We start from the raw sequence: 21763 nt of genomic DNA on the forward strand, positions 1-21763 counted from the left end.
GTAGCCCTCAGGCGCGTTCGCCGCGCAACCAGCGCTGGTGGTAATGGGCCAGGTGCGACAAGCCATACAGCGCGCCCTGGCGCATGACATCTGCCCGCTCGCCGAAAAAGCGCTGGGTACGCGTGAACACGGCCAGCGGTTCACCGGTGAATGCCCAGGCGAAACACAGGGTGCCAGGCGCGATGGCATCCTGCGGCTCTGGCCCGGCGACACCGGTGCAGGCAATGGCGACCGTGGCATCGCTGTCTTTCAGGGCGCCCAGTGCCATCTCCCAGGCCACTGCTTCGCTGGTCAGGCCGTAGCGTTCGATAGTCTGTGGGCTGACGCCGAGCAGGCGTTTCTTGGCGCTGGGCGCGTACACCACGTAGCCACTTTCCAGCACCTCACCGGTGCCGGGCACTGCCGCCAGCAGCGCCACCATGGCGCCTGCCGTGCAGGATTCTGCAGTGGTCAGCACCAGCTTGTGGGTTTTCAGGTAGTCGATGGCCTCGAGTACGGGGTCGGTCGCCATGGCAGGTCACTCATGCGTTGTTTTGTGGTGGACGTGTTTCTTGCGCGGTTGGTTCAGTGCAGGTGAGCCGCCCATCAATGCCGGGCAAAGCCCGCTGAACTTTGCCCGGCCTGGTGGCTTCCTCTTAGTACGAGGTGGTGGTGCGCAGCAGTGCACTGCTGCCGGTCCAACCAGAGGAGAGGCGATCATGACCGAGCCTGTGACGTATTTCTGGATCGCGGTGGCGGCGATCATTCTGCTGGTCGACCTGTGGGCCATTGTCAGTGTGTTCCGCAGCGACAAGCGCGATGCAACCAAGGCCATGTGGGCGCTGCTGTTGCTGGCCTTGCCGGTGGTCGGCCTGGCCATCTGGGGTGTGCTCGGGCCACGCGGCATCAAGCGCGGCACCGGGCCGTCTTCACCTGAACACAGCAAGGGCTAGACGGCGGGGCAGTACGGTCGTTGTGGGAGGCGCTGCATGGCAGCAGCTTCGCCGCTTTGCGTGGGTGAAGCCGCTCCCACACGCGCCGTGCCGGATCAATCCTGTGCAGTCCACATCACTTTCATTTTCCAGGAGCCCACGTGCCACGCATCATCACTCCCGCTACCCCCGAGCATGAAATCAACGAACACAACGCCCGCATGTTCGGCTCGCCAAAGGAGCGGCTGGATTTCTACCGCCATGAAATCCAGTACGAAACCAGTATCCTGGCCAATCGCACCGATGCCTACCTCACGGCCCAGTCGTTTCTGGTGATTGCTTTCGTATCGTCGATGGGCAACCTGAACCAGAGCTGGGGCGAAATGTTCACCCTGATCGTGCCGCCGTTCCTCGCCTTGCTCGGGGTGCTCAGCTCACTCAATGCCTGGCCAGGCATCCGGGCCGCCTACAAGATCATCGAGCACTGGCAGTTGAAGCAGAGCCACCTGCTGCGCAGCGAGCCGTTGATGGGCCTGGCCTATGATGAGTCACCGCTGTTCAGCGAGGCCGAAACCTCGCAGGCGGGGCACCGCAAGTCATTGTTGTTCTCGCTGCGCACGCCCTGGATCTTTCTGGTTTTCTGGATCGTCTTGGGCGGTTATGCGGTGTTCATCCAGCTGGCATGAGCCGGCAGCTGCTCCGTCGAAGGGGGCCTTACGAGCCCCCTGTGCGGGCTCACCGTCGTGCGCGACGCAGTGCTGCCAGGCAACAGCCGCCCAACAGCAGCATGGCGGCAACCGCCAGCACGCCAGGTCTGTCGTGCCGCTTGCGACGCTCGCCTGGTTGCCTGGGCAGGGCTTCCCCGGCTGCCCAGGCATCGATGCGGGTCAACGCCAGACGCGTGCCGTCGACCAAGGTCAGGGTCAGGTCCTTGATGTCGCCGGCCGCACGCCCGGGGAACACCGGTTCGCCGGTGGCATCGAGTGCGTCATAGATGAACCGCTGCCCTTCGAGCCAGCCGACCGCGGTCAGCAGCTCGGGCCCCAGGTAGTATTTGCCGTCGAGGAAGAAGCCGGGAAACTGATGCGCCCGCTCCAGGCTTTCCACACTGTAGCGCTCGCCCGGCCGCATGCCGGTTGCCGGATCGATCATGGCTGGCCCCCCGCGAATGCGTGGTCAGGCCCCAAGGTGCCGGCAGCAGCGCCCGGCACGAGGATGACCTTGCGGCAGTCGTCCTGCTTCTGGTCGAACATCCGGTAGCCCAACGCCGCTTCTTCCAGGGCCAGGCGGTGGGTGACGATCAGTTCCGGCTCCAGGCGCCCGGCCTCGATATGTTCGAGCAGTTCGGGCAAGAACTTCTGCACATGGGTCTGGCCCATCTTGAAGGTCAGGCCTTTGTCGAAGGCATCGCCAAACATGAAGGCATGGATGAACCCGGCATACACCCCCGGCACACTGACCACGCCACCTCGGCGCACCGCGGCGATGCTCTGGCGCAGCGCCTTGCCGCTGCTGCCCTCGATCTTCAGCGTGGTCAGCAGCGTTTCGGTGGTGCTGCCCTTGGCCTCGAAACCGACCGCATCGATGACCGCATCCACGCCGCGCATGCCTGGGGTCAGACGGATGATGCTGTCGGCCGGGTCGTCATCCTGTTCGAAGTTGATCGGCACCACGCCGTAGGCATCGCGGGCGAATGCCAGGCGGTAGTCGTTGTCATCGACCATGAAGATCGTCTGCGCGCCGAGCATGCGTGCGCAGGCCGCGCTCAGCAGGCCGACCGGGCCGGCACCATAAATGGCCACGGTCGAACCCTGGCCGACCTGGGCATTGGTCACGGCCTGCCAGGCCGTGGGCAGGATGTCCGAGAGGAACAGCACCTTGTCGTCGGGCAGGGCGGTGGGCACCTTGAACGGGCCGACGTTGGCCTTGGGCACCCTCACGAAATCGGCCTGGCCACCGGGCACGCCGCCATATAGGTGGCTGTAGCCGAACAACGCCGCACCCGGCGGGATGCTCTTCTTGTTGAGGATTGCACCACGGCCGCTGTTGGTGGTTTCGCAAGCGGCGAACTGCTCGAGCTGGCAGAAAAAGCAACTGCCACAGGCGATCACGAAGGGGATTACCACGCGATCACCGACCTGCAGGTTGGTGACGCCGCGGCCGGTCTCCTCGACCACGCCCATGAACTCGTGGCCGAAGATATCGCCAGGTTCGGTCTGCGGAATCTTGCCGTGGTACAGGTGCAGGTCGGAGCCGCAGATGGCGGTGGCGGTGACCCGCAGGATGATGTCGTCCTCGTCCTGGATGGCCGGGTCAGGGACGTTGTCGACCCGGACGTCCTGGGCCCCGTGGTATGTCAATGCTCTCATGGGTTCAGCTCCTGCAGTGGCGGATGGTGTTGATGCTGCTCTATGCAGGGGAAGCCAGGGGCAGAGGGAAAGTTCAGGTGGAATCATTCAGTGGCAAACCAGGCGCTTCGGTGAACGCGATCGAGTGAACCTTGTTCCGTCGTCAGGGCTCGACTGACAAACAATGGAGGGCGGCCAACATGAATGCGCTTAGCGGGCAGATCAGCATCGAGCAGCGCCGGCTCGAGGCCATCAACCGCTGGTTCTGCCTGTTCGATGATCTTGAGCGACGGCGCGAGTGCCCCAGCAGCCATCACGAGGAACTGCTCCGTCAGGCCGAGGAGATGGACCGCCTCGGCCTGGTGTCCTGGGAGCAGTGGCGCGACCTGCGACAGTTGGCCGACCGCGCGTTCCTCAAGGCCATTGCCGGCGCTGATTACCATGGCTGCTGAAACCCTTGCACCAGATGCACGGCCCGCGGGTTGTCGGTGCGCGGTTCATTGGCCCGCTGGGTAAATGTCACAGATCATCACGACTGAACTCGGCGAGGCGTGGTTACGTCCCTCGAATGGATGCCTGCAGAAATCCGGCATTTTTCCAACAATCCGCTTCGAGGACGTAATGATGGAAAAGACCGATCAAAGCTCGACCTCTCCGCCCAACCGCAACCCGGATCACGTACATGCCATTGGTGAGGAAGCCGGGGCCTTGCTGGGTGAGGCCAGGCAGAAAGGTGGTGAGCAGCTGGAGCATTACCGCGACAGTGCGGCCGATCAGCTCGACTCCCTCCAGGAAGGCGCACGGTCGGCTGCAGCGGCCCTGGAAGGCAATGACAGCCTTGGCCTGTCGCGCTACCTGACCCAGGCGGCGGAGTGCATGGGCGATTTTGCCGAGCAGGTGCGCCATGAAAGCGCCGAGAGCCTGTTGCAACGCGGCGCGCAACTGGCGCGCAGCAATCCGGCCTTGTTCCTGGCCGGCAGCGTGGCCGTCGGTTTTGCCATTTCGCGCTTCATGCGCGCCAGCGAAACCCATGCGGGCACACCCTCCGACACAGCAGCGCATGGTTTCACCGCGCCAGGCGCCACGCAGCCAGTGGTACCCGACCGCGGCAGTGACGTATCCACCCGTGAACCCTACACCCCGGTCGACCCGATCGGGCCCGGTGCCGGCACGCCGGTCAGTGGCAGCCCATTCGAACGCGATCCGCTCAAAGGAGGCGAATGATGAACAAAGATCCTTTGCACACTACCCCAGGGCTGCACACTCCGGCTGATGACCCGGTCGGCGTCGGTGGCCTGCTGCGTCAGCTGATGCGCGAAGTACCGGAGCTGTTCACCAAGGAGCTGGCCCTGGCCAAGGCCGAACTGCAGCACAACCTGGCCACCCTGAAGGCTGGCACTGCAGCCGTGGCGGCCGGCGCGATCGTGGTCCTGGCAGGGTTCATCATGCTGCTGCTGGCGGCAGTCTACGCCTTGGCCCTGGTGCTCCAGCCCTGGCTGGCGGCGCTGATCGTGGGCGCGGTCACGGTGGTGATCGGCTTCATCATGCTGCAGTCGGGCAAGAAACAGTTCGAGCCTGGCCACTTGGCCCCTGACCGTACCCTGCATGCCATGCAACAGGACAAGGACACGCTGACGAGGAAACTGCCATGACTACTTCCTTCGAACATGAGGCGCACAAGGACCCGGAGCAGCTCGAACAGGAAATCAATGCCAAGCGCGAGCACATCAGTGACCTGGTGGATGCCCTGGAACAGCGGCTGAGCCCGGGCCAGATGGTCGACCGGGTACTGGCTTACGCCAAAGGTAACGGCGGTGAGTTCTTCACCAACCTGGGCACCACCCTCAAGAACAACCCGGTGCCTGCCACCTTGACCGTGCTGGGCCTGGCGTGGCTCGGGCTCAACCAGAACCGCCCGTTCAATCCGGGGCCGGCGCACCACGGGCCGGGGCTGGGCGACAAGCTCGGCGAGGCGGTGGATAGCGTGAAGGGCGCCTTCGCTTCGGCAGGCGAGGCAATGCACGATGCCAGCCAGAAAGTGCGCATGAAAGCGCATGACATGCGTGATCGGGCCAGTGACCTGGGCAGCGGTGCGCGGGATTCGATGGGCGCCTCTGCCGATACCTTGCGCAGCTCCGCGCACAAGGTCGGCGATCAGGCAACGGCACTCAAGGGCTCGTTCGACCACCTGCTGCAAGAACAGCCGCTGGTGTTGGCTGCGCTGGGCATTGCCCTGGGTGCTGCGTTAGGAGCGGCGCTACCGAGTACCCGCAAGGAAGACCAGCTCATGGGCGCCAGCAGCGACCGCCTGACCGACACGCTCAAGGCCAAAGGCAGCGAGGTGAAGGCGTCGGTTACGCAGTCGCTTGAGCAGGGGGCCGACAAACCGCCGGCCCGGCCGGGGCGGGGCGCTGACGGCTCCGACCTGTCATCAGGGTTGGGCTTCAACCCCTGACCTGCGGCACCTTGCGCACCAGCCCCTTCGGCATGCGCTGAAGGGGCCGCTGCCGGGAGTCAGGCGGCAGGCCTGACGATCGGCGGTTTGACCTTTTCCAGCTGGTCGCCAATGACCGCGAGCAACTGGTCAAGCGCCCAAGGCTTGGGCAGAAACACCGCACCCGTCGGTAGCGTGGTGCTTGCCGCCTCGTGGTAACCACTCATGACAATGATGCGGGTCGCCGGTTGGCGCTCATGGATCTCCTGCGCAAGCGCCAGCCCGTTCAACGGGCCGGGCGTTCTGACGTCGGTCAGCAGCAGCGAAAATGCCTGCCGTAGCGAGAGCCGCCGGCCCTCTTCGGCGGTACCCACCGGGAAGACCGAGGCGCCGAGGTCTTCCAGGGCGCAGGTCAGCAGTTCACGCAGGATCGGCTCGTCCTCCACCAGCAGGATGGTTGGGTGAACAGCGGATGACTCGTAGGTGTTCATGGCAATACTCAAACATCGCGCACGGGTGGAAAGAAGGGACGTCAGCTTGCGTGGGTCAATGCAGGCGGTGGCAGTGCGCTATCACTGCGACAGCGGCAGGTTGCCGAAAATTCCTTTTTGCTGACAGGTTTTGTGCAGTCCGGTACACCGGGCAGCGCCACGCGTTGGCAGTGCCCGGGGTTACCGGCCAGGTCAGGCGCCAGCTTCCTGACCCAGGCGCTTGAGCAGTGCCCTGGCCACCGCCTCGGATGACGCGGGGTTCTGGCCAGTGATCAAATGGCCGTCCTCGACCACATGGCTGGCCCAGTCGGCAGCCTTGGAATATTCACCACCGTTGGCCTTGAGCATGTCCTCCACCAGGAACGGCACCACCTCGCTCAGCCCCACCGCCTGTTCTTCGCTGTTGGCGAAGCCGGTCACTCGCTTGCCCTTGACCACCGGGTGGCCGTCGGGTGCCTTTACCTCCTTCAGCACGCCGGGTGCATGGCACACCGCGGCAATCGGCTTGTTAGCGGCATAGAACGCTTCGAGCAAGGTTCGCGAATCTGCGTCCTCGGCCAGGTCCCATAATGGCCCGTGCCCACCGGGGTAGAACACCGCATCGAAGTGGTAGGGGTCGATTTCCCCGAGCGGTACGGTGTCGGCCAGGGCCATTTGCCCTTCGGTGTCGTGGGCGAAGCGCCGGGTCGCCTCGGTCTGCGCGTCGGGCTCGTCGCTTTTCGGGTCCTGCGGCGGCTGGCCGCCCTTGGGCGAGGCGAGCGTGACATCGGCACCGGCGTCGATGAACACATAGTAGGGCGCGGCGAATTCCTCCAGCCAGAAGCCGGTTTTCTTGCCGGTGTCGCCCAGCTGGTCGTGAGAGGTCAGGACCATCAGGATGTTCTTCATGCAAGCATGTCCTCCGAGGGTGAATGGGCAGTGCGCGGCTCGCCCTGCATTACTCTGGGAGGGTTACGCACAGCAAAGCGTTCCATGACGTTGCAGGAACCGCAGCATCGGTGGCGTTGCCGAAGGTAGCGTGAGCGTCTACCGGGGGTTGCAATGTCACGTCTTCCGATCATCGGGGTCACCGCCTGTTCCTACACGGTCGGCCCGCATGCGGTGCAGCTGAACGACGACAAGAATGCGCGAGCGGTGGCCTGCGCGGCCCAAGGGCTGCCCTTGATCCTGCCGATGTTCCCCGAACTGCTCGACAGCGCCGAGATCATCGCGGCCCTGGACGGGCTGTTGTTCACTGGCTCGCCTTCGAACATCGAACCGCACCACTACGATGGGCCGCCCAGCCCGCCAGGCACCCAGCACGATGCCGCCCGCGACCACCTCGCGCTGCCTTTGTGGCGGGCAGCGGTTGCGGCGGGTTTGCCGGTGCTGGGCATTTGCCGGGGTTTTCAGGAAATGAACGTGGCCTTCGGCGGCACCCTGGTGCAGCAGCTGCATCAGCCCGGTGCCAAACACGAGCCGCCCAGCAATGAACCGGTCGAAGACCAGTACGCACCGGCCCACCTGCTGGCGGTCCGGCCGGGGGGCGTGCTGCAACGGCTGGGGTTTGCGGAGCAGATCGAAGTGAATTCGGTGCACGGCCAAGGTATCGAGCGGGTTGGCCAGGGCCTGCGTATCGAAGCCGTGGCCGAGGACGGGCTGGTCGAGGCGCTTTCCGTGGAAGGCAGCCGGGCGTTTGCCCTGGGCGTGCAATGGCACCCGGAATGGCAGGTGCTGTTCTACCCGCAGTACCTGGCGATTTTCCAGGCCTTCGGCGCCGCCTGCCGGGCGCGAGCGGCACAGCGGCCAAGGTGAGGCGGGTAAAACTGAACATTGCCGCGCGCGCCCGCTCCAATGGCAGGTGACCTGGAGGATTCATCATGCAGCCAGAAACCGAAGGACTTGAAGAGCAAGGGCCGGGCAAGGTCCCGTTCATCAACGACCCCTTGAAGCCTACGTCGCCCCCATTGAACGATGCGGATGCCACGGACGCAGCCGAAGCCGAGCAGGATATCCAGGACGATGGTGAGCCGCTTTGAACAGGAGCAGTGCAATGGACACTTATCATGTCAGCCCGGCGGGTGATGGCTGGGAACTCAGGAAGACCGGGGCCGACAAGGCCTCCAGGCGCAGTGCGACAAAAGCCGAGTTGCTGGGCTTGCTACCTGAGCTTTTTGCCGGGCAGACCGCCTCGGTGAAAATTCACAAGGCCGACGGCAGCATCGAAGAAGAACGTACCTACCCGCGCGCCGCCGACCCGAGGCGCTCCAAGGGCTGACCCGGCCACGGCTCACCGGTGATCGGCACGACACGGTCACCTGTGCCGGCCCGAGCGCAAAGCCATGAATGAGAAGGTGAGGGTGCCCGCCAGTTGCGCCCCGTCGGCCACACCCCGCCAGAGCGCAGCATGGCTGGCAGTGGCCACGGTGATGGTGCTTGCCTCCGGGGTTGCACCGTTGGATCGGGCAGATTGGCTGGTGGAAAACGTCTTGCCGGCAGCGTTGCTGCTGACCCTGGCACTGACCTGTCGGCGCTGGCGGTTTTCGCCAGCGGCCTATCTGGCCATCGTCGTGCTACTGGCGATTCACGAACTGGGTGCGCATTTCACCTATGCCAAGGTGCCCTACGATGCTTGGCTGCAAGCGTTCACCGGCCATGCACTGAATACCGCCATGGGCTGGCAGCGCAACCAGTTCGATCGCCTGGTGCATCTGAGCTACGGCCTGCTGTTCGTCTGGCCGATCAAGGAGCTGCTGCAACGAAAGGCAGGCCTGAACGGTGCCTGGCTGGCGCTAGGCACAGTGTCGCTGGTGCTGGCGACGTCGGCCCTGTACGAGCTGTTCGAATGGGTGGGCGGCCAGTACCTGGGCGAAGACCGGGCACAAGCGTTCCTGGCCACCCAGAAAGACCCATGGGACGCGCAGAAGGACATGGCGCTGGCGTTGTTCGGCGCTGTCGTGTGTTTGTTGCTCCAGCAATTGGCAGCATTCAAACGACCGAGGCCGGCGGCCTAGGCGTGCGGGAGCGAACAGGGTGTTTATTCGCGATTATTTCTCATTTACACTTGGCGCCTCTCTTCGCAGCCTAGCGCTCTTGCAGGATGTATCGTGTCGTTCGAGCCCGCCAAACCGACGCTGTTGTCTACCTTGGTCCGTCACTACGACGAGCTGGTGGACCACATTCGTCGACGCTTCGGCGACCGAGGCATGGCCCGCGACGTTGTGCATGACGTGTGCGTGCAGCTGCTCGAACGCGACGAAAAAGACGACGTTCGGGCGCCACTGGCGTTGCTGCGCAAGATTTCCAACGACACCGCCATCAGCCGCTATCGTAGCGATCGTCGCCGCGGCGCCTGGGTGCAGGCGTTCGCCGAGCTGCCGGAGGTGGTCTGCCCGGCACCGACGCCCGTAGGCAGGTATGATGCCGAGCGCGAGTTCCAGCTGCTGGTCAACGCTATCGCCAGCCTCCCACCGCGCTGCCAGGCCGTTTTCATCATGCACAAGATCCACCAGATGCCCCAGGCCGAAGTCGCCGCACACCTCGGTATCTCCATCAAGACCGTGGAAAAGCACCTGCGCCTCGGGGTGGCGGCGTGCAAGGAGCGGCTTGGCCGTGATGGGGTGTGCGCATGACCCGCATAGCGGAACAGTTGCCATTGGACGAGGTGCTGGGGCGACATCGTGACCAGCTCCGCCATTTATTCCCCGTCCCGCCGCCCAGGCCCGCACGCACGAAAGCGGCCAAGTCGGCGGGTATTGCGCTGGTGGTTGCATGCGCCTTTGCAGCCCTGGCCTGGCTGAACCCGGTGTACAAGACCGAGCGTTTCGCTACCGCCATTGGTGAACAACGCGCTGTGTTGCTGGGCGACGGCAGTAGACTGCTGCTCGACAGCGGTTCCCGCGTCGATGTTCGCTGGCGCCTGCGCAGTCGCGAAGCCGGCCTGCACGTCGGGCAGGTCCTGTTCGATGTGTCCCCGGCCGTGTATCGCCCGTTCGTGGTGTCGGCAGGGCTGACGAAAGTCGAGGTGCTAGGCACGCTGTTCAATGTGCGTCGCCTGGAGGACGACAACGTGCGTGTGACACTGGCGCGCGGGCGCGTGCAGGTCGCCGCTGCGGCGCAAAAGGCTGTCAGCCTGATGCCAGGGCAGCAGGTTGATGCGATTGGTGGGCGACTGCTGCCGGTGACGAATGCTGACGCTGCCCGGGCGATGGCCTGGAAGGAAGGGCGCATCGTGTTCGAGCAGACGCCGCTGGGTGAAGCAGTGTCGGTGTTGCGCCACTATCGAAAGGCAGCCATTCGCCTGGACGACCCGAGCCTGGCCGCGCTCAAGCTGAGCGGGGTGTTCGACGCGCACAATGTCGACCGGCTGCTGGCGCTGCTACCGAGCATCCTGCCGGTTTCGGTGCAGCAGGAAGGCGATGGTAGCGTGCAGATCCGGCGCAAACCAGTACGAAAATAATTCTCAGGCGCAGGTAGGGTTGCTCGATGTCCGTGGCGGCTTCAAGAAAAGCCTACCCACAAAGGATCTCGAGAAGTGCATTTTCCGCTCCGCAATCGTCAACTCCGCCTGTCACTACTGGCCAGTAGCTTGCTCATCGCAATGTCGGCCGAAGGCCGTGAACGGGTGAACGTGGACCTGCCTGCTGCCCCGCTGGGTGAGGCCATCAACGCCTTGGCGCAGCAGTCTTCGGTACAGATCCTGTTCGCCAGTGATCTCGCTGCAGGTCGCCAGACTCCTGCGGTGAAGGGCCGCTTCACCATCGAGGAAGCACTTCAGACACTGCTCAAGGACAGCGGCCTGCAAGTCGAGGCCAGGGATGAACGCACCTTTGTCGTCGTCCCACAGGGTTCACTCACTGCCATGCCGACAGCCCAGACTGCGCCCGTGGAAATGGCGCAGATGGAAATCACCGCTTCGCGTACCAGCAGCAGCCTGGTCTCGGCGACGCGGCAGTCTACCGTTATCGAGCACGAGCAACTGCAGGAGCTGCGCCAGGGCTCGGAGAGCCTGGCCACGGTACTGGCCAAGGCGGTGCCGGGCATGTCCGACTCCAGCCGCACCGTCACCGAGTACGGGCAGACCTTGCGCGGGCGCAGCCTGTTGGTCATGGTCGACGGCGTGCCGCTCAACACCAACCGCGACTCGTCGCGCAACCTGGCCAACATCGACCCGGCACTGATCGAACGGGTCGAAGTCATCCGTGGCAGCAGCGCCATCTATGGCAGCGGCGCCACGGGAGGCATCATCTCCATCACCACCCGGCCTGCCGGTGATGAAAAGCGGGCTGAAACCAGCCTCAGCGCTACCTCGCCGTTGACCCGCCTGGGCAGCGATGGCCTGGGTGGGCAGTTCCAGCAGTACCTTGCAGGCTCGCAGGGCGCGGTGGACTATGCCTTCGATTTCGGTACCCGCCATATCGGTGCTTCATACGACGCACACGGCGCCCGCATCGCCCCGGAGCCCAGCCAGGGCGACCTGTTCGACTCGAATATCTACAACGTTGGCGGCAAGCTGGGGCTGCACCTCGACGAGGACCAGCGTATCCAGCTCGCGGCCAGCCACTACGAGGCACGCCAGGATAGCGACTATGCCACCGACCCCAGCGTCGCCAGGTACCCGGCCGGTTCGCTGCCGGCCAACGCGATCAAGGGCCTGGACCTGGACGAGCAGAACCATATTCGCAACACCTTGCTGAACCTGGAGTACGAGCACCTCGACATCCTCGGCAGCAAGCTGTCTGCCCAGCTGTACTACCGCGACTACTTCACCCGCTTCACGCCGTTTGATGCCCGCGCCGTGGCCACCCGTGGCGGCAATGTCGACCAGATCATGCAGAACAGTGAAGTGTTCGGCAGCCGCCTGACCTTGCGCACACCGCTCGGCGACAGCGGTAGCACCGAGCTGGTATGGGGCGGCGACTACAACCAGGAACGCAGCGACATGCCGATCGATGTGTTCGACCCGGCGGCTTACGATGCCAGCGGCGGCCTGGTCTTCGACAAGATCGGCAAGCTGACCTACATGCCACCGCTCAAGACCCGCAGCGCCGGTGCGTTCGCCCAGCTGCAGCATCGCTTCGACGAGCATTGGTCGGTGGACGGCGGCTTGCGCTACGAGTACTCCACCGCCGAGTTCGATGATTTCGTACCGTTGTCCGAATCCAGGGCGGCTTCGCCCGTGGCGGTGGAGGGCGGAAAGATCCATTACGATGCGCTGCTGTCGAACCTCGGCATCGTCTATTCACCGGTGCTCGGCCAGGAGCTCTACGCTTCTTTCAGCCAGGGCTTCCAGCTGCCTGACGTGGGCATCCAGCTGCGCAATGCACGGCGCGGCTTCGACCTTGGCGCCTCGAACCTGGAGCCGGTCAAGACCAACAACTATGAGCTCGGCTGGCGCGGTGAGCTGGGTGGCAACACGCTCGGCACGTTGGCGCTGTTCTACACCACCTCCAAGCTGGGCGACGTGCAGAGCTTCAACAATGGCCTGATTCTCACCCGCACCAAAGAGCGCATCTACGGTGTCGAAGCCAGCGCCGACTGGCTGTCGGACGATGCGGTGTGGGGGGCAGGCGGCAGTGCGAGCTGGATGCGCGGGCGCGAGAAGCCGGACGGCAAAGGCTGGCAGGACATGACCGGCTACCGGGTGCCGCCGCTGAAGCTGACTGCCTATGTGCAGTACAAGCCGACCCTGGACTGGAGCAACCGCCTGCAAGCCACGTTCTTCGATGGCAAGGACTACAGGCTCGATGGCCTGGACAGCTTTGGCCGACACGAGGTGAGCAGCTATACGACCGTCGACCTGATCAGCCAGTACCAGGTCTCTGCTGACGACAAGGTCAGCGTCGGCATCCAGAACCTGTTCAACCGGGACTACTACCCGCTCTACAGCCAGTTGTTGCGCAACAACAACAATACCAGCCACTTGCCAGCCCCAGGCGCGGTGGTGACCGCCAGCTATACGCACAATTGGTAATCCGCATCGCCGGGCCCAGGCGGGTGGAGACCGATGGTAGTCGCCTTGTATAGAAATTCGGCTATATCTGTACAATAATTTTATTTTGTATAGTATTTGAGTCGAAGCGATGGCAACGTCAACCGCAGCGCGTTGGGCCTGGCTAGCCCTGTTGTTCCTGCTCGCCGGGCCGGCCGCCGCCGACTGGCGCTCGGTAGTCCCTGCTGCGCAGCTGTCCGGCAGCGGTGATTTCACCTGGTTCGGAATGCGCCTGTACAGCGCCCGGCTTTGGTCCAGCGGGCCTGTACAGGGTGGCCAGCAACCGTTTGCGCTGGAACTGCGCTACCACGTCGAACTGTCCCGCGACACCTTGGTGCAGGCCAGCCTCAAGGAAATGCGCAGGCTTGGCGCCGCCACGCAACAACTGGATGCCTGGCGTGGCTGGCTGGAGGCGGCGTTTGTCGATGTTCGCCCAGGCCAGCGTATCACTGGCGTGTACCTGCCAGGCCTGGGCTGTCGCTTCTACGTGGATGACAGGTTGCGCCGCGAAATCGGCGACACCGCCTTCGCCAAGGCATTTTTCGCCATCTGGCTGGGCGAGGGTGCCAGGGACCAGCAATTGCGCGCCCGCCTGCTGGGCCGTTGACCATGGGGGTGAACATGTACAAGGTGCTGCTGATGACCGCCTGCCTGCTGCTGGCCAGCTGCGGCAATGTCGACGTGGATCACTACGCCCGGGAAACGCCAACCCTCGACCTGGCGGCCTTCTTCTCGCGGCCGGTACAAGCCTGGGGCATGTTCCAGAAGCGTTCCGGCGAAGTGGTCAAGCGCTTTCATGTGCGCATCGACAGCCGACGCGACGGTGAGCGGCTGATCCTCGACGAGCATTTCACCTACAGCGATGGCACCCGACAACAGCGCACCTGGACCTTGGTGCCGGACGGCCGCGGCCAGTGGCGGGGCACGGCGGGCGACGTGATCGGTGAGGCTCGCGGGCAGGTGGCGGGCAACGCGTTGCGCTGGCGCTACCGCCTGGACCTGCCGGTAGACGGCAGGCACTGGGAAGTGGAGCTGGACGACTGGATGTACCTGATGGATGAAGACACGCTGATCAACCGCTCCAGCATGAGCAAGCTGGGCGTGGAGGTTGGCCAGGTTACCTTGTTCTTTCGCCGCATGCCGGAGGTCACACCATGAACCTGCAACGCCTTACCGAGCTGGCTGCCGCCGGCGCCGTCAACGAACTCGAGCTGCTGTCCTTGGAGGGCGGTTTCTATGTGCTGCGGGCCCTGACCGGCGCCGGCCCGGTGACCTTGAGCGATGAGCACGGGCAGGCCACGCGCCTGCGCTCGACAACCGAGGTACGCCAGTTGCTCGCCGGTTGGCCGGCGGTGCCCTGCATGCTGGTGCAGCAAGTGGTGCATGATGAAATGTGCGGCCAGCGCGACGGCCCCATCGCGCCGCTGCGGGTGCCTGTGTCGCTGAGTACGCAATGGTAGCGCGACCGTCACGCCTGGGCCTGGTGCTGGGTGACCAGCTCTCGTTCGACCTGGCCAGCCTGGCAGCGCTGGACCCGGCCCGCGATACGCTACTGATGGCCGAGGTGCAAGACGAGGCTACCTACGTGCCGCACCACCCGCAGAAGATCGTGCTGATCTTCAGTGCCATGCGCCACTTTGCCCAGGCCCTGCGCGAGCGGGGCTGGCGGGTGCAGTATGTCGAGCTGGAGACACCCGGCAATAGCGGCTCTATCGTCGGCGAACTGCGCCGCTGGCAGCAGGCGCTGGGCTGCGCCGAGATCCACCTGACCGAATGTGGCGAGTGGCGGCTGGAACAGGCCTTGCGTGAGGCCGAGCTGCCGCTGGTGTGGCACCCGGACACGCGCTTCCTGTGCTCGCGGGGGGCTTTCGCGCGCTGGGCGCAGGGGCACAGGCAGCTGCGCATGGAGCATTTCTACCGCGGCATGCGCAAACGCTGCGGGCTGTTGCTGGCAGCCGATGGCGGCCCTGCCGGCGGTGCCTGGAACTTCGACCGCGACAACCGCAAGGCCCTGCCACCTGGGCTGCGCGGGCCGTTTGCGCTGCAGTTTGCCGTGGATGACATCACGGCGGCGGTGATCAGCCTTGTAAGCCGGCGCTTCACTGACCACTACGGTGCGCTCGAAGGCTTTTCCTACCCCGTTAGCCACGCCCAGGCCGAACAGCTGTGGCAGCACTTCCTGGACTTTAGCCTGGCAGCGTTCGGTGACTATCAGGACGCCATGGCCGAAGACGAACCGTACCTGTTTCATGCGCGTATCAGCGCCGCCCTGAACATCGGCCTGCTGGACGTGCGCCGCCTGTGCCAGGACGTGGAGCAGGCCTGGCGCGACGGCCGGGTGCCACTCAATGCCGCCGAAGGGTTCATCCGCCAGCTGATCGGCTGGCGCGAGTACGTCCACGGTATCTACTGGCTGCGCATGCCTGAATATGCCGCGCTCAACCACCTGGGCAACCAGCGCGCGCTGCCCGAGTTCTACTGGACCGGACGCACGCGCATGCGCTGCATGGCGCAAGCCATCGGCCAGACCCTGCGCCTGGGATACGCCCACCATATCCAGCGGCTTATGGTGACCGGTAACTTCGCCTTGCTCGCCGGGGTACTGCCCGCAGCCATCTGCGAATGGTACCTGGCGGTGTACCTGGATGCGTTCGACTGGGTGGAACTGCCCAATACACTGGGCATGGTCATGCACGCCGACGGGGGTTTTCTCGGCTCCAAACCGTACTGCGCCAGTGGCCGCTATATCCAACGCATGTCCGATCACTGCAAGGCTTGCGCCTACAACGTCAAGCAGGTGACGGAAGAGCAGGCGTGCCCGTTCAACGCGCTGTACTGGCATTTCCTGATCCGCCATCGCCAGCAGTTGGCCGGCAACCCGCGGCTGCACCTGGTGTACCGCAGCCTGGACGGCATGCCGGCGGCGCGACGGGAAGCGGTGTGGGCTCGTGGCGAGCAGTTACTGGCGCAGCTGGATGCAGGGGCGTCCCTGTGAAGAAGCAGCATTTGCCGAGCAAGGTGTGCGTGGTGTGCAAGCGGCCATTCAACTGGCGCAAGCGCTGGGCGCGTTGCTGGCAGACGGTGGTCTACTGCTCCGAGCGCTGCCGGCGTTCAGCGCCACGTGGCAAGGCGCAATAGCAAGGGCAGGGCCAGCGCCCAGACTGCCGCCAGCAGCGTCGCGGTCGTCAGCGTGCCCAGCGGCAGCTCGACCTGGGCCAGCCTGGCCCCGGCCACATAGGCAAGCGGGCCACCTGCCGCGCCGAACAGGGCGGCAAGCCAGGTGTGCCGGGCCAGCCAAGCCAGGCTGTGGCGCAGGCCGCAGCACAGCACGCTCCAGAGCAGGGCCAGCCACAGTGGCAGCGGCCAACTGTCGAAGCGAAACACCCCGAGCATGCCCAGCAGGCTGTCGAGTACACAGCCGGCGAGGGCGCAGCGCAGTACCGCCTGCAACTCGCCCTGGCGGTCCCGGCAGCAGCCGAAATGCCAGGCCAGGCCGACGGGCACCAGGCCAAGCAACCAGGGCTGATGGGCCCCATACACACACAGCCACCAGCCTGCCTGCAACCACACGGCGTTGGCCAGCAGCCCGCGCCCGGTCATGCTCAATGCTCGGGCAGCGGGGCGCGCAAGGCTTTGGGCGCGGCCAGCAACAGTTGCGCCACGCCGATCGCACGCTCCTCGAAACCGCCCTGGCAATAACACAGGTAGAACTCCCAGAGACGCTGGAACGCGTCGTCATAGCCCAACGCGTTCAGCGCGTTGCGCGCCTGGCGCAGGTTGTCGTGCCAATGGCGCAATGTGCGCGCGTAGTCCAGGCCGAAATCCTGCAGGTGCACCAGGTTCAGCGGCGTGTGCCGGGTGGCGTTGTGCAGCAGCACGGTCAACGAGGGCAAGGCACCGCCGGGGAAGATATAGCGCTGGATGAAGTCCACCGAGCGGCGCGCCTGGTGGTAGCGTTGATCGCGGATGGTGATGGCCTGCAGCAGCATCAGGCCGTCCGGCTTGAGCAGCCGGGCACATTGGTTGAAGTAGTCGGGCAGGTAGCGGTGGCCGACGGCCTCGATCATTTCGATCGATACCAGTTTGTCGAACGTGCCGCGCAGGTCGCGGTAGTCCTCGCGTAGCACGGTCACGCGCTGCGCCAGGCCCAGCGCCTCCACGCGCTGGCGGGTATACGCATATTGGGCTTCCGACAGCGTCGTGGTGGTCACTCGGCAGCCATGCCGGGTGGCGGCGTGAATGGCCAGGCTGCCCCAGCCACAACCGATCTCGATCAAGTGATCGCCGGGGTGCAGGCGGAGTTTCTGGCAGATGTGCTCCAGCTTGTTCAACTGGGCCTGCTCGAGGCTTTGCCCGTCATGCTCGAACATCGCTGCCGAGTACATCATGGTCGGGTCGAGCAGCTGTTCGAACAGGGCGTTGCCCAGGTCGTAATGCGCCAGGATATTGCGCCTGGCCCCGCGTCGGCTGTTGCGGTTGAGCCAATGCAGCAGCCGCAGCGCAGGCCGCCCCAAGCGGGCAAGCCCGCTTTCCATGGCGTCGAGAACCTCGAGGTTGGCCACGAACAGGCGCGTCACGGCGGCCAGGTCAGGGCTGCGCCAGTAGCCGTGGATGTATGCCTCGCCGGCACCGATCGAGCCGTTGCAGGCAATCAGGCGCCAGGCTCTGTCGTCGACGATTTCCAGCTCAGCCTGCAAGGCGCTGTCGGCGCTGCCGAAACACCATTGCTGGCCAGCGTGGCTCACTCGCAGGTAGCCGTGGCGCAGCTTGCCGAGCTGAGCGAGTACCAGGCTGCCCAGCCACGGGACCAGGCCGGCGGACTTGCTAACGCTCACGCTGGGATTGTGCATGCTCAGGATCCTCACAAGGTTGGCCGACGGCCAGGTTGCCCTGGCTGGCAGCGTGGTCATGGACAGGGGTACGTTTGAACAGCAGGCGCAATGCCTGCCAGTAGATGGCCGACAAGGTCCGCAGGCTCATCCACGGGAATGCCAGGATGTGGCGGAGCAACGACCGGCTATCGAGCGGCTGGCGGCGTAGCGCCAGGTCGGCCTCGAACACCTTGTGCCCGGCGTGCCAGTTTTCCATGTGCAGGCGCACATGCTCGGCGTCCAGGTGAAAGCGCAGGCGGTAGTCCATGGCCAGCGGCATGAACGGTGACACATGGAAGGCCTTGGCCATGCGGTAGGGCCGGTCGAGGCCAGCCTGCACCGGCAGCACGTAATGGAAGCGTTCACGCCAGGGCGTGTTGCGCACTTCCAGCAGGATGGCCACCAGGTGTGCCTCGGCGTCGTGGCAGAAGTAGAAGCTCACCGGGTTGAACGACAACCCCCAGCAGCGCAGCTGGGTCAATAGGCGAACCGGCCCGGTGGGCGCCTGCCCGGTGGCCCGCCCGACCAGGTGGCGGGCGGCATCGGCCAGGCTCAGCCCCTGGCGGGTCAGGCCTGGCAGGTAATCGGTCTCGCGCCAGCACAGCGGCGCCAGGCGCCAGCGCCCGAGCCAGGGCGATAGGGCCGGCAGCCTGGCGCTGTCGTCGAGGTCGAGGTCGAACATGCCGATGCGGTAGCGAAATGCATGCGCGCGTGGCAGCAGCCGGCGATGGCTGACCCAGCCTTGGCAAAGCCTGCTGTTCACAGTGTTTCTCCGAACCGTTCGGCGACTTTCAAGGCGCTTGCCACGCCGTCTTCATGGAAGCCGTTGCCCCAGTAGGCGCCACAGTAGTAGCTGTGCCTGTGGCCCTGCAGTTCGGCGTGGCGTGCCTGTGCCGCGGTCGCCGCCAGGCTGTATTGCGGGTGGGCATACTGGAAGCGGGCAAGGATCTGCATTGGGTCTATCAGCGCGGTCTGGTTGAGGCTGACGCAGAAGGTTTGCGGCGCCTGCAGGCCTTGCAGGATGTTCATGTTGTAGGTCAGCGCCGCCGGCGCCTGAGGGGGCCCGCCCAGGCGATAGTTCCAACTGGCCCAGGCTGCCTTGATGGGTGGCAACAGGCGAGTATCGGTATGCAGCACCACGTCGTTGCTGGCATAGCGGATAGCCGCGAGCACCTTGCGCTCGAGGATGCTCGGCGCTTCCAGCAAGGCCAGCGCCTGGTCGCTGTGGCAGGCGAACACGACACTGTCGAAGCGCTCGGTGCCGGCGGCACTGTGCAGGGTCACCCCGCCGTCGTCGCGTACCACCCGGTAGACCTTGCACGCCAGGCGTAACTGGTCGGCGAAGGGTTTGCATAGCGGTTCCAGGTAACTGCGCGAGCCCCCCTGGATGACCCGCCACTGCGGGCGCTGGTTGACCGACAGCAAACCGTGGTTGCGGCAGAAGCGCACGAAAAACGCCAGCGGAAAGGCAAGCATGTCACTGCGCGACATCGACCAGATCGCCGCGCCCATGGGGATGATGTAGTGCTCGATGAAGCGCTCGCCGTAGCCCCCGACATGCAGGTACTCACCGAGGGTGGCGTGGGCCAGCTGGCGCTGGCCGTCGAGGTCGGCCAAGGCTTCGCGGTTGAAGCGCAGGATATCCCTGAGCATGCCCCAGAAGCCCACCGACAGCAGGTTGCGCCGTTGCGCGAACAAGGTGTTCAGGCTGTGCCCGTTGTAGGCCAGGCCGCTCGCCGGGTCGTGCACTGAAAAGCTCATTTCGGTCGGCTGCGAGGCGACCCCGAGGCGGTCGAGCAGGCGGATGAAGTGCGGGTAGGTCCAGTCGTTGAAGACGATGAAACCAGTGTCGATGGCGTAGGTTCTGCCGCCACAGCTGACATCTACCGTGTGGGTATGCCCGCCGATCCAGCTGTCGGCCTCGAACACCGTGACCTGATGCCGGCGCGACAGCAGATAGGCGCAGGTCAGGCCGGAAATGCCGCTGCCAATGATCGCGATACGCATAGGCTTCACCCTTCCTGCCTGCGGGCCAGGCGCAGGCCGATGGCCAGGCGCAGGCGCGCCGGCAAACTGCCGAGCAACCTCAGCACCAGGATGAAGCCGCGCGGGAAACTGATCTCCAGCGGCCGCCGGGGCAGGCGGCTGACGATGAAGCGTGCCGCGCGGGCGGCTGTCCACATTTGCGGCATCGGGAAATCGTTGCGTCGGGTCAGCGGTGTGTCGACGAACCCTGGGCTGACCAGGGTGACGTCGATGCCTTCGCTGAACAGGTCGATGCGCAGTGATTCCACCAGGTAGCGCAAGGCCGCCTTGGACGCACCGTAGGCGCCGGCTCGGGGCAGGGCCAGCCAGGTCACCGAGCTGCCCATCACCACCAGATGGGGGTGGCTGCCGGCGCGCAGCAAGGGTAGGGCGGCCGCCAGGCATTGGCTGGTCGCCAGCAGGTTGGTGCGCAGCACCCGCTCGATCAGGGCCGGGTCGAAATGCCCGGGCTCCAGGTATTCGCAGGTGCCGGCATTGAAAATCGCGATGTCGAGGCCGCCCCAGGCCTGGTTGATCCGGGCGGCGATCTGCTCCACCTGGTGCGAGTCGTCAAGATCGCCGACAGCCAGCAGTACCTGGCCGGGAAAGCGTTGCACCAACGGCGCCAGGCGTTCGGCATGGCGCCCGCCCACGGCGACTTGGTGGCCTTGTTCGAGCAGTTGCTCGGCAAGCGCGGCGCCGATACCGCTACTTGCGCCGGTCAGCCAGCACCGGCTCATGCCAGCCGCCCTTTCAGCCAGCGAACCGCGCCGCCGAGGAGCGGAACGTGTTCATACAGCAGCGCGCCGGCGTCGAAGTAGTCCTGGTGGCTGAACACCCGTTCGCGCCATTGCAGGAAGCTGCAACCTTGCAGGCTGACGGGCTCGCCGCCTTTCAGCCGCGGGTGGCAGAAGCGCAAGCGCCAGCGCAGGTAGCCCTGGCCTGGCCGCACCTCGTCGTAGCCGGCGAAGCTGTAGCTGATATCGCCCGCATTGGCATACAACTGGCCGAAATAGGCGCGTAACGCATCGAGCCCCTCGATATGGTGCAGGGGATCGCGGAAGGTGACCGAATCGTCATATAACTCGCCGAGGAGGTGCAGGTTGTCGCGCTGAAGGCAGGCGAAACGCTCGGCGAACCGCTGAAGGTAGACGGACATGTGCAGCTCCAGTTAAAGCTATACAAATCACCTGATTTGTATAGGTATGACTGAAGCCTATGGCTAAAATTGTACAAGCGCAACGGTCTTGTACAATTATTTGTTCATGATTTCTGTACGGCGAGCTGCTGGCGCAACGCCGCGACTTCCGCCTCCAGCTCACGCACCCGCTGTTCGGCGTGCACCTGCGCCGTCACATCGCGCTGGATGCCGATGTAGTAGGTCAGCTCATCGGCGTCGTTGTGCACCGGCGTGATGGACAGCTCGTTCCAGAACAGGCTGCCGTCCTTGCGATAGTTGCGTAGCACCTGGCAGCACGGGCGGCCCTCACGGATCGCTTGGCGAATGCGTTCCAGGGCCAGCTGATCGTGGTCAGCGCCCTGCAGGAAGCGACAATCCTGGTACAGGATGTCGTCGCTGCGATAGCCGGTCAGCCGTTCGAACGCAGGGTTGACGTAGATAAGAATGCTGTCGTTGCCTTCCTGTTCGGCGACGACGATACCGTCGTTGGAGTTGTCGACCATCAGTTGCAGGAGCTTTGCGTTGATCATTCA

At 64.7% G+C, this 21763-nt stretch carries 30 protein-coding genes; 18 read left to right on the top strand and 12 right to left on the bottom strand.

Features of this window, described 5'->3' with window-relative positions:
• Positions 1 to 7: 7 nt before the first annotated feature.
• Positions 8 to 511 (bottom strand): CinA family protein, encoded by a 504-nt coding sequence (locus HU763_RS10885; RefSeq protein WP_186684785.1) that lies wholly within the window; start codon positions 509 to 511, stop codon positions 8 to 10.
• Between the two features lie 187 nt (positions 512 to 698).
• Between HU763_RS10885 and HU763_RS10890 the strand changes: the two genes are divergently transcribed.
• Together HU763_RS10890 and HU763_RS10895 are read left to right on the top strand one after the other, a co-directional pair.
• On the top strand, positions 699 to 932 hold the full coding sequence (locus HU763_RS10890) for a PLDc N-terminal domain-containing protein (protein WP_170029579.1): 234 nt from the start codon (positions 699 to 701) through the stop codon (positions 930 to 932).
• A 140-nt stretch (positions 933 to 1072) separates the two neighbouring features.
• Positions 1073 to 1597: a hypothetical protein gene (locus tag HU763_RS10895; protein ID WP_170029580.1), complete on the top strand. Its 525-nt coding sequence runs from the start codon at positions 1073 to 1075 to the stop codon at positions 1595 to 1597.
• A gap of 49 nt (positions 1598 to 1646) precedes the next feature.
• Here HU763_RS10895 and HU763_RS10900 read toward each other — a convergent pair whose 3' ends face one another.
• Both HU763_RS10900 and HU763_RS10905 read right to left on the bottom strand, forming a co-directional pair.
• Positions 1647 to 2063, bottom strand: a complete 417-nt coding sequence (locus HU763_RS10900) for a short chain dehydrogenase (RefSeq protein ID WP_170029581.1) — start codon at positions 2061 to 2063, stop codon at positions 1647 to 1649.
• The gene (locus HU763_RS10905) at positions 2060 to 3280 is read right to left on the bottom strand and encodes a zinc-dependent alcohol dehydrogenase (protein ID WP_186684787.1); all 1221 of its coding nucleotides are present in this window, start codon (positions 3278 to 3280) and stop codon (positions 2060 to 2062) included. Before HU763_RS10905 ends, HU763_RS10900 begins: the two co-directional genes overlap by 4 nt.
• Before the next feature lie 179 nt (positions 3281 to 3459).
• On the opposite strand from HU763_RS10905, the gene HU763_RS10910 reads away from it, so the two are divergent.
• The 4 genes from HU763_RS10910 to HU763_RS10925 all read left to right on the top strand — a co-directional run bounded on the left by HU763_RS10910 (position 3460) and on the right by HU763_RS10925 (position 5714).
• Positions 3460 to 3711 carry a hypothetical protein gene (locus HU763_RS10910; protein ID WP_186684789.1) on the top strand — a complete coding sequence of 84 codons (252 nt, stop codon included), beginning with the start codon at positions 3460 to 3462 and terminating at the stop codon, positions 3709 to 3711.
• Between the two features lie 172 nt (positions 3712 to 3883).
• Positions 3884 to 4483 (top strand): hypothetical protein, encoded by a 600-nt coding sequence (locus tag HU763_RS10915; protein WP_186684791.1) that lies wholly within the window; start codon positions 3884 to 3886, stop codon positions 4481 to 4483.
• Positions 4483 to 4911 carry a phage holin family protein gene (locus HU763_RS10920; RefSeq protein ID WP_186684793.1) on the top strand — a complete coding sequence of 143 codons (429 nt, stop codon included), beginning with the start codon at positions 4483 to 4485 and terminating at the stop codon, positions 4909 to 4911. The genes HU763_RS10915 and HU763_RS10920 overlap by 1 nt, the downstream gene beginning before the upstream one ends.
• The gene (locus HU763_RS10925; RefSeq protein ID WP_170029586.1) at positions 4908 to 5714 is read left to right on the top strand and encodes a DUF3618 domain-containing protein; all 807 of its coding nucleotides are present in this window, start codon (positions 4908 to 4910) and stop codon (positions 5712 to 5714) included. Before HU763_RS10920 ends, HU763_RS10925 begins: the two co-directional genes overlap by 4 nt.
• Positions 5715 to 5773: 59 nt before the next feature.
• Here the strand turns inward: HU763_RS10925 and HU763_RS10930 are convergent, their stop codons facing one another.
• Both HU763_RS10930 and HU763_RS10935 read right to left on the bottom strand, forming a co-directional pair.
• Positions 5774 to 6184 carry a response regulator gene (locus HU763_RS10930; RefSeq protein WP_186684795.1) on the bottom strand — a complete coding sequence of 137 codons (411 nt, stop codon included), beginning with the start codon at positions 6182 to 6184 and terminating at the stop codon, positions 5774 to 5776.
• Positions 6185 to 6376: 192 nt separating this feature from the next.
• Positions 6377 to 7072, bottom strand: a complete 696-nt coding sequence (locus HU763_RS10935; protein ID WP_186684797.1) for a type 1 glutamine amidotransferase domain-containing protein — start codon at positions 7070 to 7072, stop codon at positions 6377 to 6379.
• A gap of 153 nt (positions 7073 to 7225) precedes the next feature.
• Here HU763_RS10935 and HU763_RS10940 point away from each other — a divergent pair, with 153 nt between their 5' ends.
• The 12 genes from HU763_RS10940 to HU763_RS10995 all read left to right on the top strand — a co-directional run bounded on the left by HU763_RS10940 (position 7226) and on the right by HU763_RS10995 (position 16292).
• Complete coding sequence (locus tag HU763_RS10940; RefSeq protein ID WP_186684799.1) at positions 7226 to 7978, top strand: gamma-glutamyl-gamma-aminobutyrate hydrolase family protein; 753 nt, start codon at positions 7226 to 7228, stop codon at positions 7976 to 7978.
• A gap of 65 nt (positions 7979 to 8043) precedes the next feature.
• The gene (locus tag HU763_RS10945) at positions 8044 to 8202 is read left to right on the top strand and encodes a hypothetical protein (RefSeq protein WP_170029590.1); all 159 of its coding nucleotides are present in this window, start codon (positions 8044 to 8046) and stop codon (positions 8200 to 8202) included.
• A 14-nt stretch (positions 8203 to 8216) separates the two neighbouring features.
• Positions 8217 to 8441 (top strand): DUF2188 domain-containing protein, encoded by a 225-nt coding sequence (locus tag HU763_RS10950; protein WP_170029591.1) that lies wholly within the window; start codon positions 8217 to 8219, stop codon positions 8439 to 8441.
• 64 nt (positions 8442 to 8505) lie between these two features.
• Entirely contained in the window at positions 8506 to 9177 is a 672-nt protein-coding gene (locus HU763_RS10955) for a DUF2238 domain-containing protein (protein WP_186684801.1), read from the top strand.
• Between the two features lie 93 nt (positions 9178 to 9270).
• Positions 9271 to 9795: an RNA polymerase sigma factor gene (locus HU763_RS10960; protein ID WP_186684803.1), complete on the top strand. Its 525-nt coding sequence runs from the start codon at positions 9271 to 9273 to the stop codon at positions 9793 to 9795.
• Complete coding sequence (locus HU763_RS10965; protein ID WP_186684805.1) at positions 9792 to 10622, top strand: FecR family protein; 831 nt, start codon at positions 9792 to 9794, stop codon at positions 10620 to 10622. Before HU763_RS10960 ends, HU763_RS10965 begins: the two co-directional genes overlap by 4 nt.
• A 75-nt stretch (positions 10623 to 10697) precedes the next feature.
• Positions 10698 to 13136 carry a TonB-dependent receptor gene (locus HU763_RS10970; protein WP_186684807.1) on the top strand — a complete coding sequence of 813 codons (2439 nt, stop codon included), beginning with the start codon at positions 10698 to 10700 and terminating at the stop codon, positions 13134 to 13136.
• 109 nt (positions 13137 to 13245) lie between these two features.
• A complete protein-coding gene (locus tag HU763_RS10975; protein WP_186684809.1) occupies positions 13246 to 13761 on the top strand; it encodes a chalcone isomerase family protein in 516 nt (171 codons plus the stop codon).
• Between the two features lie 14 nt (positions 13762 to 13775).
• Complete coding sequence (locus tag HU763_RS10980; RefSeq protein ID WP_170029597.1) at positions 13776 to 14312, top strand: DUF3833 domain-containing protein; 537 nt, start codon at positions 13776 to 13778, stop codon at positions 14310 to 14312.
• Entirely contained in the window at positions 14309 to 14614 is a 306-nt protein-coding gene (locus HU763_RS10985; RefSeq protein WP_170029598.1) for a DUF6482 family protein, read from the top strand. Before HU763_RS10980 ends, HU763_RS10985 begins: the two co-directional genes overlap by 4 nt.
• Positions 14608 to 16149, top strand: coding sequence for a cryptochrome/photolyase family protein (locus HU763_RS10990; RefSeq protein WP_186684811.1), 1542 nt, complete (start codon positions 14608 to 14610; stop codon positions 16147 to 16149). The genes HU763_RS10985 and HU763_RS10990 overlap by 7 nt, the downstream gene beginning before the upstream one ends.
• Positions 16146 to 16292, top strand: a complete 147-nt coding sequence (locus HU763_RS10995) for a DUF2256 domain-containing protein (RefSeq protein ID WP_186684813.1) — start codon at positions 16146 to 16148, stop codon at positions 16290 to 16292. The genes HU763_RS10990 and HU763_RS10995 overlap by 4 nt, the downstream gene beginning before the upstream one ends.
• Here HU763_RS10995 and HU763_RS11000 read toward each other — a convergent pair.
• The 7 genes from HU763_RS11000 to HU763_RS11030 form a co-directional block, all read right to left on the bottom strand.
• Positions 16266 to 16754 (bottom strand): DUF2878 domain-containing protein, encoded by a 489-nt coding sequence (locus HU763_RS11000; RefSeq protein WP_186684815.1) that lies wholly within the window; start codon positions 16752 to 16754, stop codon positions 16266 to 16268. The genes HU763_RS10995 and HU763_RS11000 overlap by 27 nt on opposite strands.
• 2 nt (positions 16755 to 16756) lie before the next feature.
• Positions 16757 to 18004, bottom strand: coding sequence for an SAM-dependent methyltransferase (locus HU763_RS11005; RefSeq protein ID WP_186684817.1), 1248 nt, complete (start codon positions 18002 to 18004; stop codon positions 16757 to 16759).
• Complete coding sequence (locus tag HU763_RS11010) at positions 17979 to 18788, bottom strand: DUF1365 domain-containing protein (RefSeq protein WP_186684819.1); 810 nt, start codon at positions 18786 to 18788, stop codon at positions 17979 to 17981. Before HU763_RS11010 ends, HU763_RS11005 begins: the two co-directional genes overlap by 26 nt.
• Positions 18785 to 20032, bottom strand: coding sequence for an NAD(P)/FAD-dependent oxidoreductase (locus HU763_RS11015; RefSeq protein WP_186684821.1), 1248 nt, complete (start codon positions 20030 to 20032; stop codon positions 18785 to 18787). The genes HU763_RS11010 and HU763_RS11015 overlap by 4 nt, the downstream gene beginning before the upstream one ends.
• Before the next feature lie 5 nt (positions 20033 to 20037).
• Positions 20038 to 20790: an SDR family NAD(P)-dependent oxidoreductase gene (locus HU763_RS11020; protein WP_186684822.1), complete on the bottom strand. Its 753-nt coding sequence runs from the start codon at positions 20788 to 20790 to the stop codon at positions 20038 to 20040.
• Positions 20787 to 21209, bottom strand: a complete 423-nt coding sequence (locus HU763_RS11025; protein ID WP_186684823.1) for a nuclear transport factor 2 family protein — start codon at positions 21207 to 21209, stop codon at positions 20787 to 20789. The genes HU763_RS11020 and HU763_RS11025 overlap by 4 nt, the downstream gene beginning before the upstream one ends.
• Positions 21210 to 21313: 104 nt before the next feature.
• Complete coding sequence (locus tag HU763_RS11030) at positions 21314 to 21760, bottom strand: PAS domain S-box protein (protein ID WP_186684824.1); 447 nt, start codon at positions 21758 to 21760, stop codon at positions 21314 to 21316.
• Positions 21761 to 21763 lie beyond the last annotated feature (3 nt).

This window comes from Pseudomonas anuradhapurensis, from assembly GCF_014269225.2.
Taxonomy (GTDB): Bacteria; Pseudomonadota; Gammaproteobacteria; order Pseudomonadales; family Pseudomonadaceae; genus Aquipseudomonas; species Aquipseudomonas anuradhapurensis.

Excerpts from the sequence above, each read along its gene's own strand:
- HU763_RS10915 (WP_186684791.1), top strand. The coding sequence starts at position 3,884 with ATGGAAAAGACCGATCAAAGCTCGACCTCTCCGCCCAACCGCAACCCG.
- HU763_RS10985 (WP_170029598.1), top strand. The coding sequence starts at position 14,309 with ATGAACCTGCAACGCCTTACCGAGCTGGCTGCCGCCGGCGCCGTCAAC.
- HU763_RS10935 (WP_186684797.1), bottom strand. The coding sequence starts at position 7,072 with ATGAAGAACATCCTGATGGTCCTGACCTCTCACGACCAGCTGGGCGAC.
- HU763_RS10905 (WP_186684787.1), bottom strand. The coding sequence starts at position 3,280 with ATGAGAGCATTGACATACCACGGGGCCCAGGACGTCCGGGTCGACAAC.
- HU763_RS10920 (WP_186684793.1), top strand. The coding sequence starts at position 4,483 with ATGAACAAAGATCCTTTGCACACTACCCCAGGGCTGCACACTCCGGCT.
- HU763_RS10975 (WP_186684809.1), top strand. The coding sequence starts at position 13,246 with ATGGCAACGTCAACCGCAGCGCGTTGGGCCTGGCTAGCCCTGTTGTTC.
- HU763_RS10940 (WP_186684799.1), top strand. The coding sequence starts at position 7,226 with ATGTCACGTCTTCCGATCATCGGGGTCACCGCCTGTTCCTACACGGTC.
- HU763_RS11020 (WP_186684822.1), bottom strand. The coding sequence starts at position 20,790 with ATGAGCCGGTGCTGGCTGACCGGCGCAAGTAGCGGTATCGGCGCCGCG.
- HU763_RS11000 (WP_186684815.1), bottom strand. The coding sequence starts at position 16,754 with ATGACCGGGCGCGGGCTGCTGGCCAACGCCGTGTGGTTGCAGGCAGGC.
- HU763_RS10910 (WP_186684789.1), top strand. The coding sequence starts at position 3,460 with ATGAATGCGCTTAGCGGGCAGATCAGCATCGAGCAGCGCCGGCTCGAG.
- HU763_RS10955 (WP_186684801.1), top strand. The coding sequence starts at position 8,506 with ATGAATGAGAAGGTGAGGGTGCCCGCCAGTTGCGCCCCGTCGGCCACA.
- HU763_RS10900 (WP_170029581.1), bottom strand. The coding sequence starts at position 2,063 with ATGATCGATCCGGCAACCGGCATGCGGCCGGGCGAGCGCTACAGTGTG.
- HU763_RS11005 (WP_186684817.1), bottom strand. The coding sequence starts at position 18,004 with ATGCACAATCCCAGCGTGAGCGTTAGCAAGTCCGCCGGCCTGGTCCCG.
- HU763_RS11015 (WP_186684821.1), bottom strand. The coding sequence starts at position 20,032 with ATGCGTATCGCGATCATTGGCAGCGGCATTTCCGGCCTGACCTGCGCC.
- HU763_RS10925 (WP_170029586.1), top strand. The coding sequence starts at position 4,908 with ATGACTACTTCCTTCGAACATGAGGCGCACAAGGACCCGGAGCAGCTC.
- HU763_RS11025 (WP_186684823.1), bottom strand. The coding sequence starts at position 21,209 with ATGTCCGTCTACCTTCAGCGGTTCGCCGAGCGTTTCGCCTGCCTTCAG.
- HU763_RS10930 (WP_186684795.1), bottom strand. The coding sequence starts at position 6,184 with ATGAACACCTACGAGTCATCCGCTGTTCACCCAACCATCCTGCTGGTG.
- HU763_RS10990 (WP_186684811.1), top strand. The coding sequence starts at position 14,608 with ATGGTAGCGCGACCGTCACGCCTGGGCCTGGTGCTGGGTGACCAGCTC.
- HU763_RS10945 (WP_170029590.1), top strand. The coding sequence starts at position 8,044 with ATGCAGCCAGAAACCGAAGGACTTGAAGAGCAAGGGCCGGGCAAGGTC.
- HU763_RS11030 (WP_186684824.1), bottom strand. The coding sequence starts at position 21,760 with ATGATCAACGCAAAGCTCCTGCAACTGATGGTCGACAACTCCAACGAC.
- HU763_RS10980 (WP_170029597.1), top strand. The coding sequence starts at position 13,776 with ATGTACAAGGTGCTGCTGATGACCGCCTGCCTGCTGCTGGCCAGCTGC.
- HU763_RS10965 (WP_186684805.1), top strand. The coding sequence starts at position 9,792 with ATGACCCGCATAGCGGAACAGTTGCCATTGGACGAGGTGCTGGGGCGA.
- HU763_RS10890 (WP_170029579.1), top strand. The coding sequence starts at position 699 with ATGACCGAGCCTGTGACGTATTTCTGGATCGCGGTGGCGGCGATCATT.
- HU763_RS10950 (WP_170029591.1), top strand. The coding sequence starts at position 8,217 with ATGGACACTTATCATGTCAGCCCGGCGGGTGATGGCTGGGAACTCAGG.
- HU763_RS10885 (WP_186684785.1), bottom strand. The coding sequence starts at position 511 with ATGGCGACCGACCCCGTACTCGAGGCCATCGACTACCTGAAAACCCAC.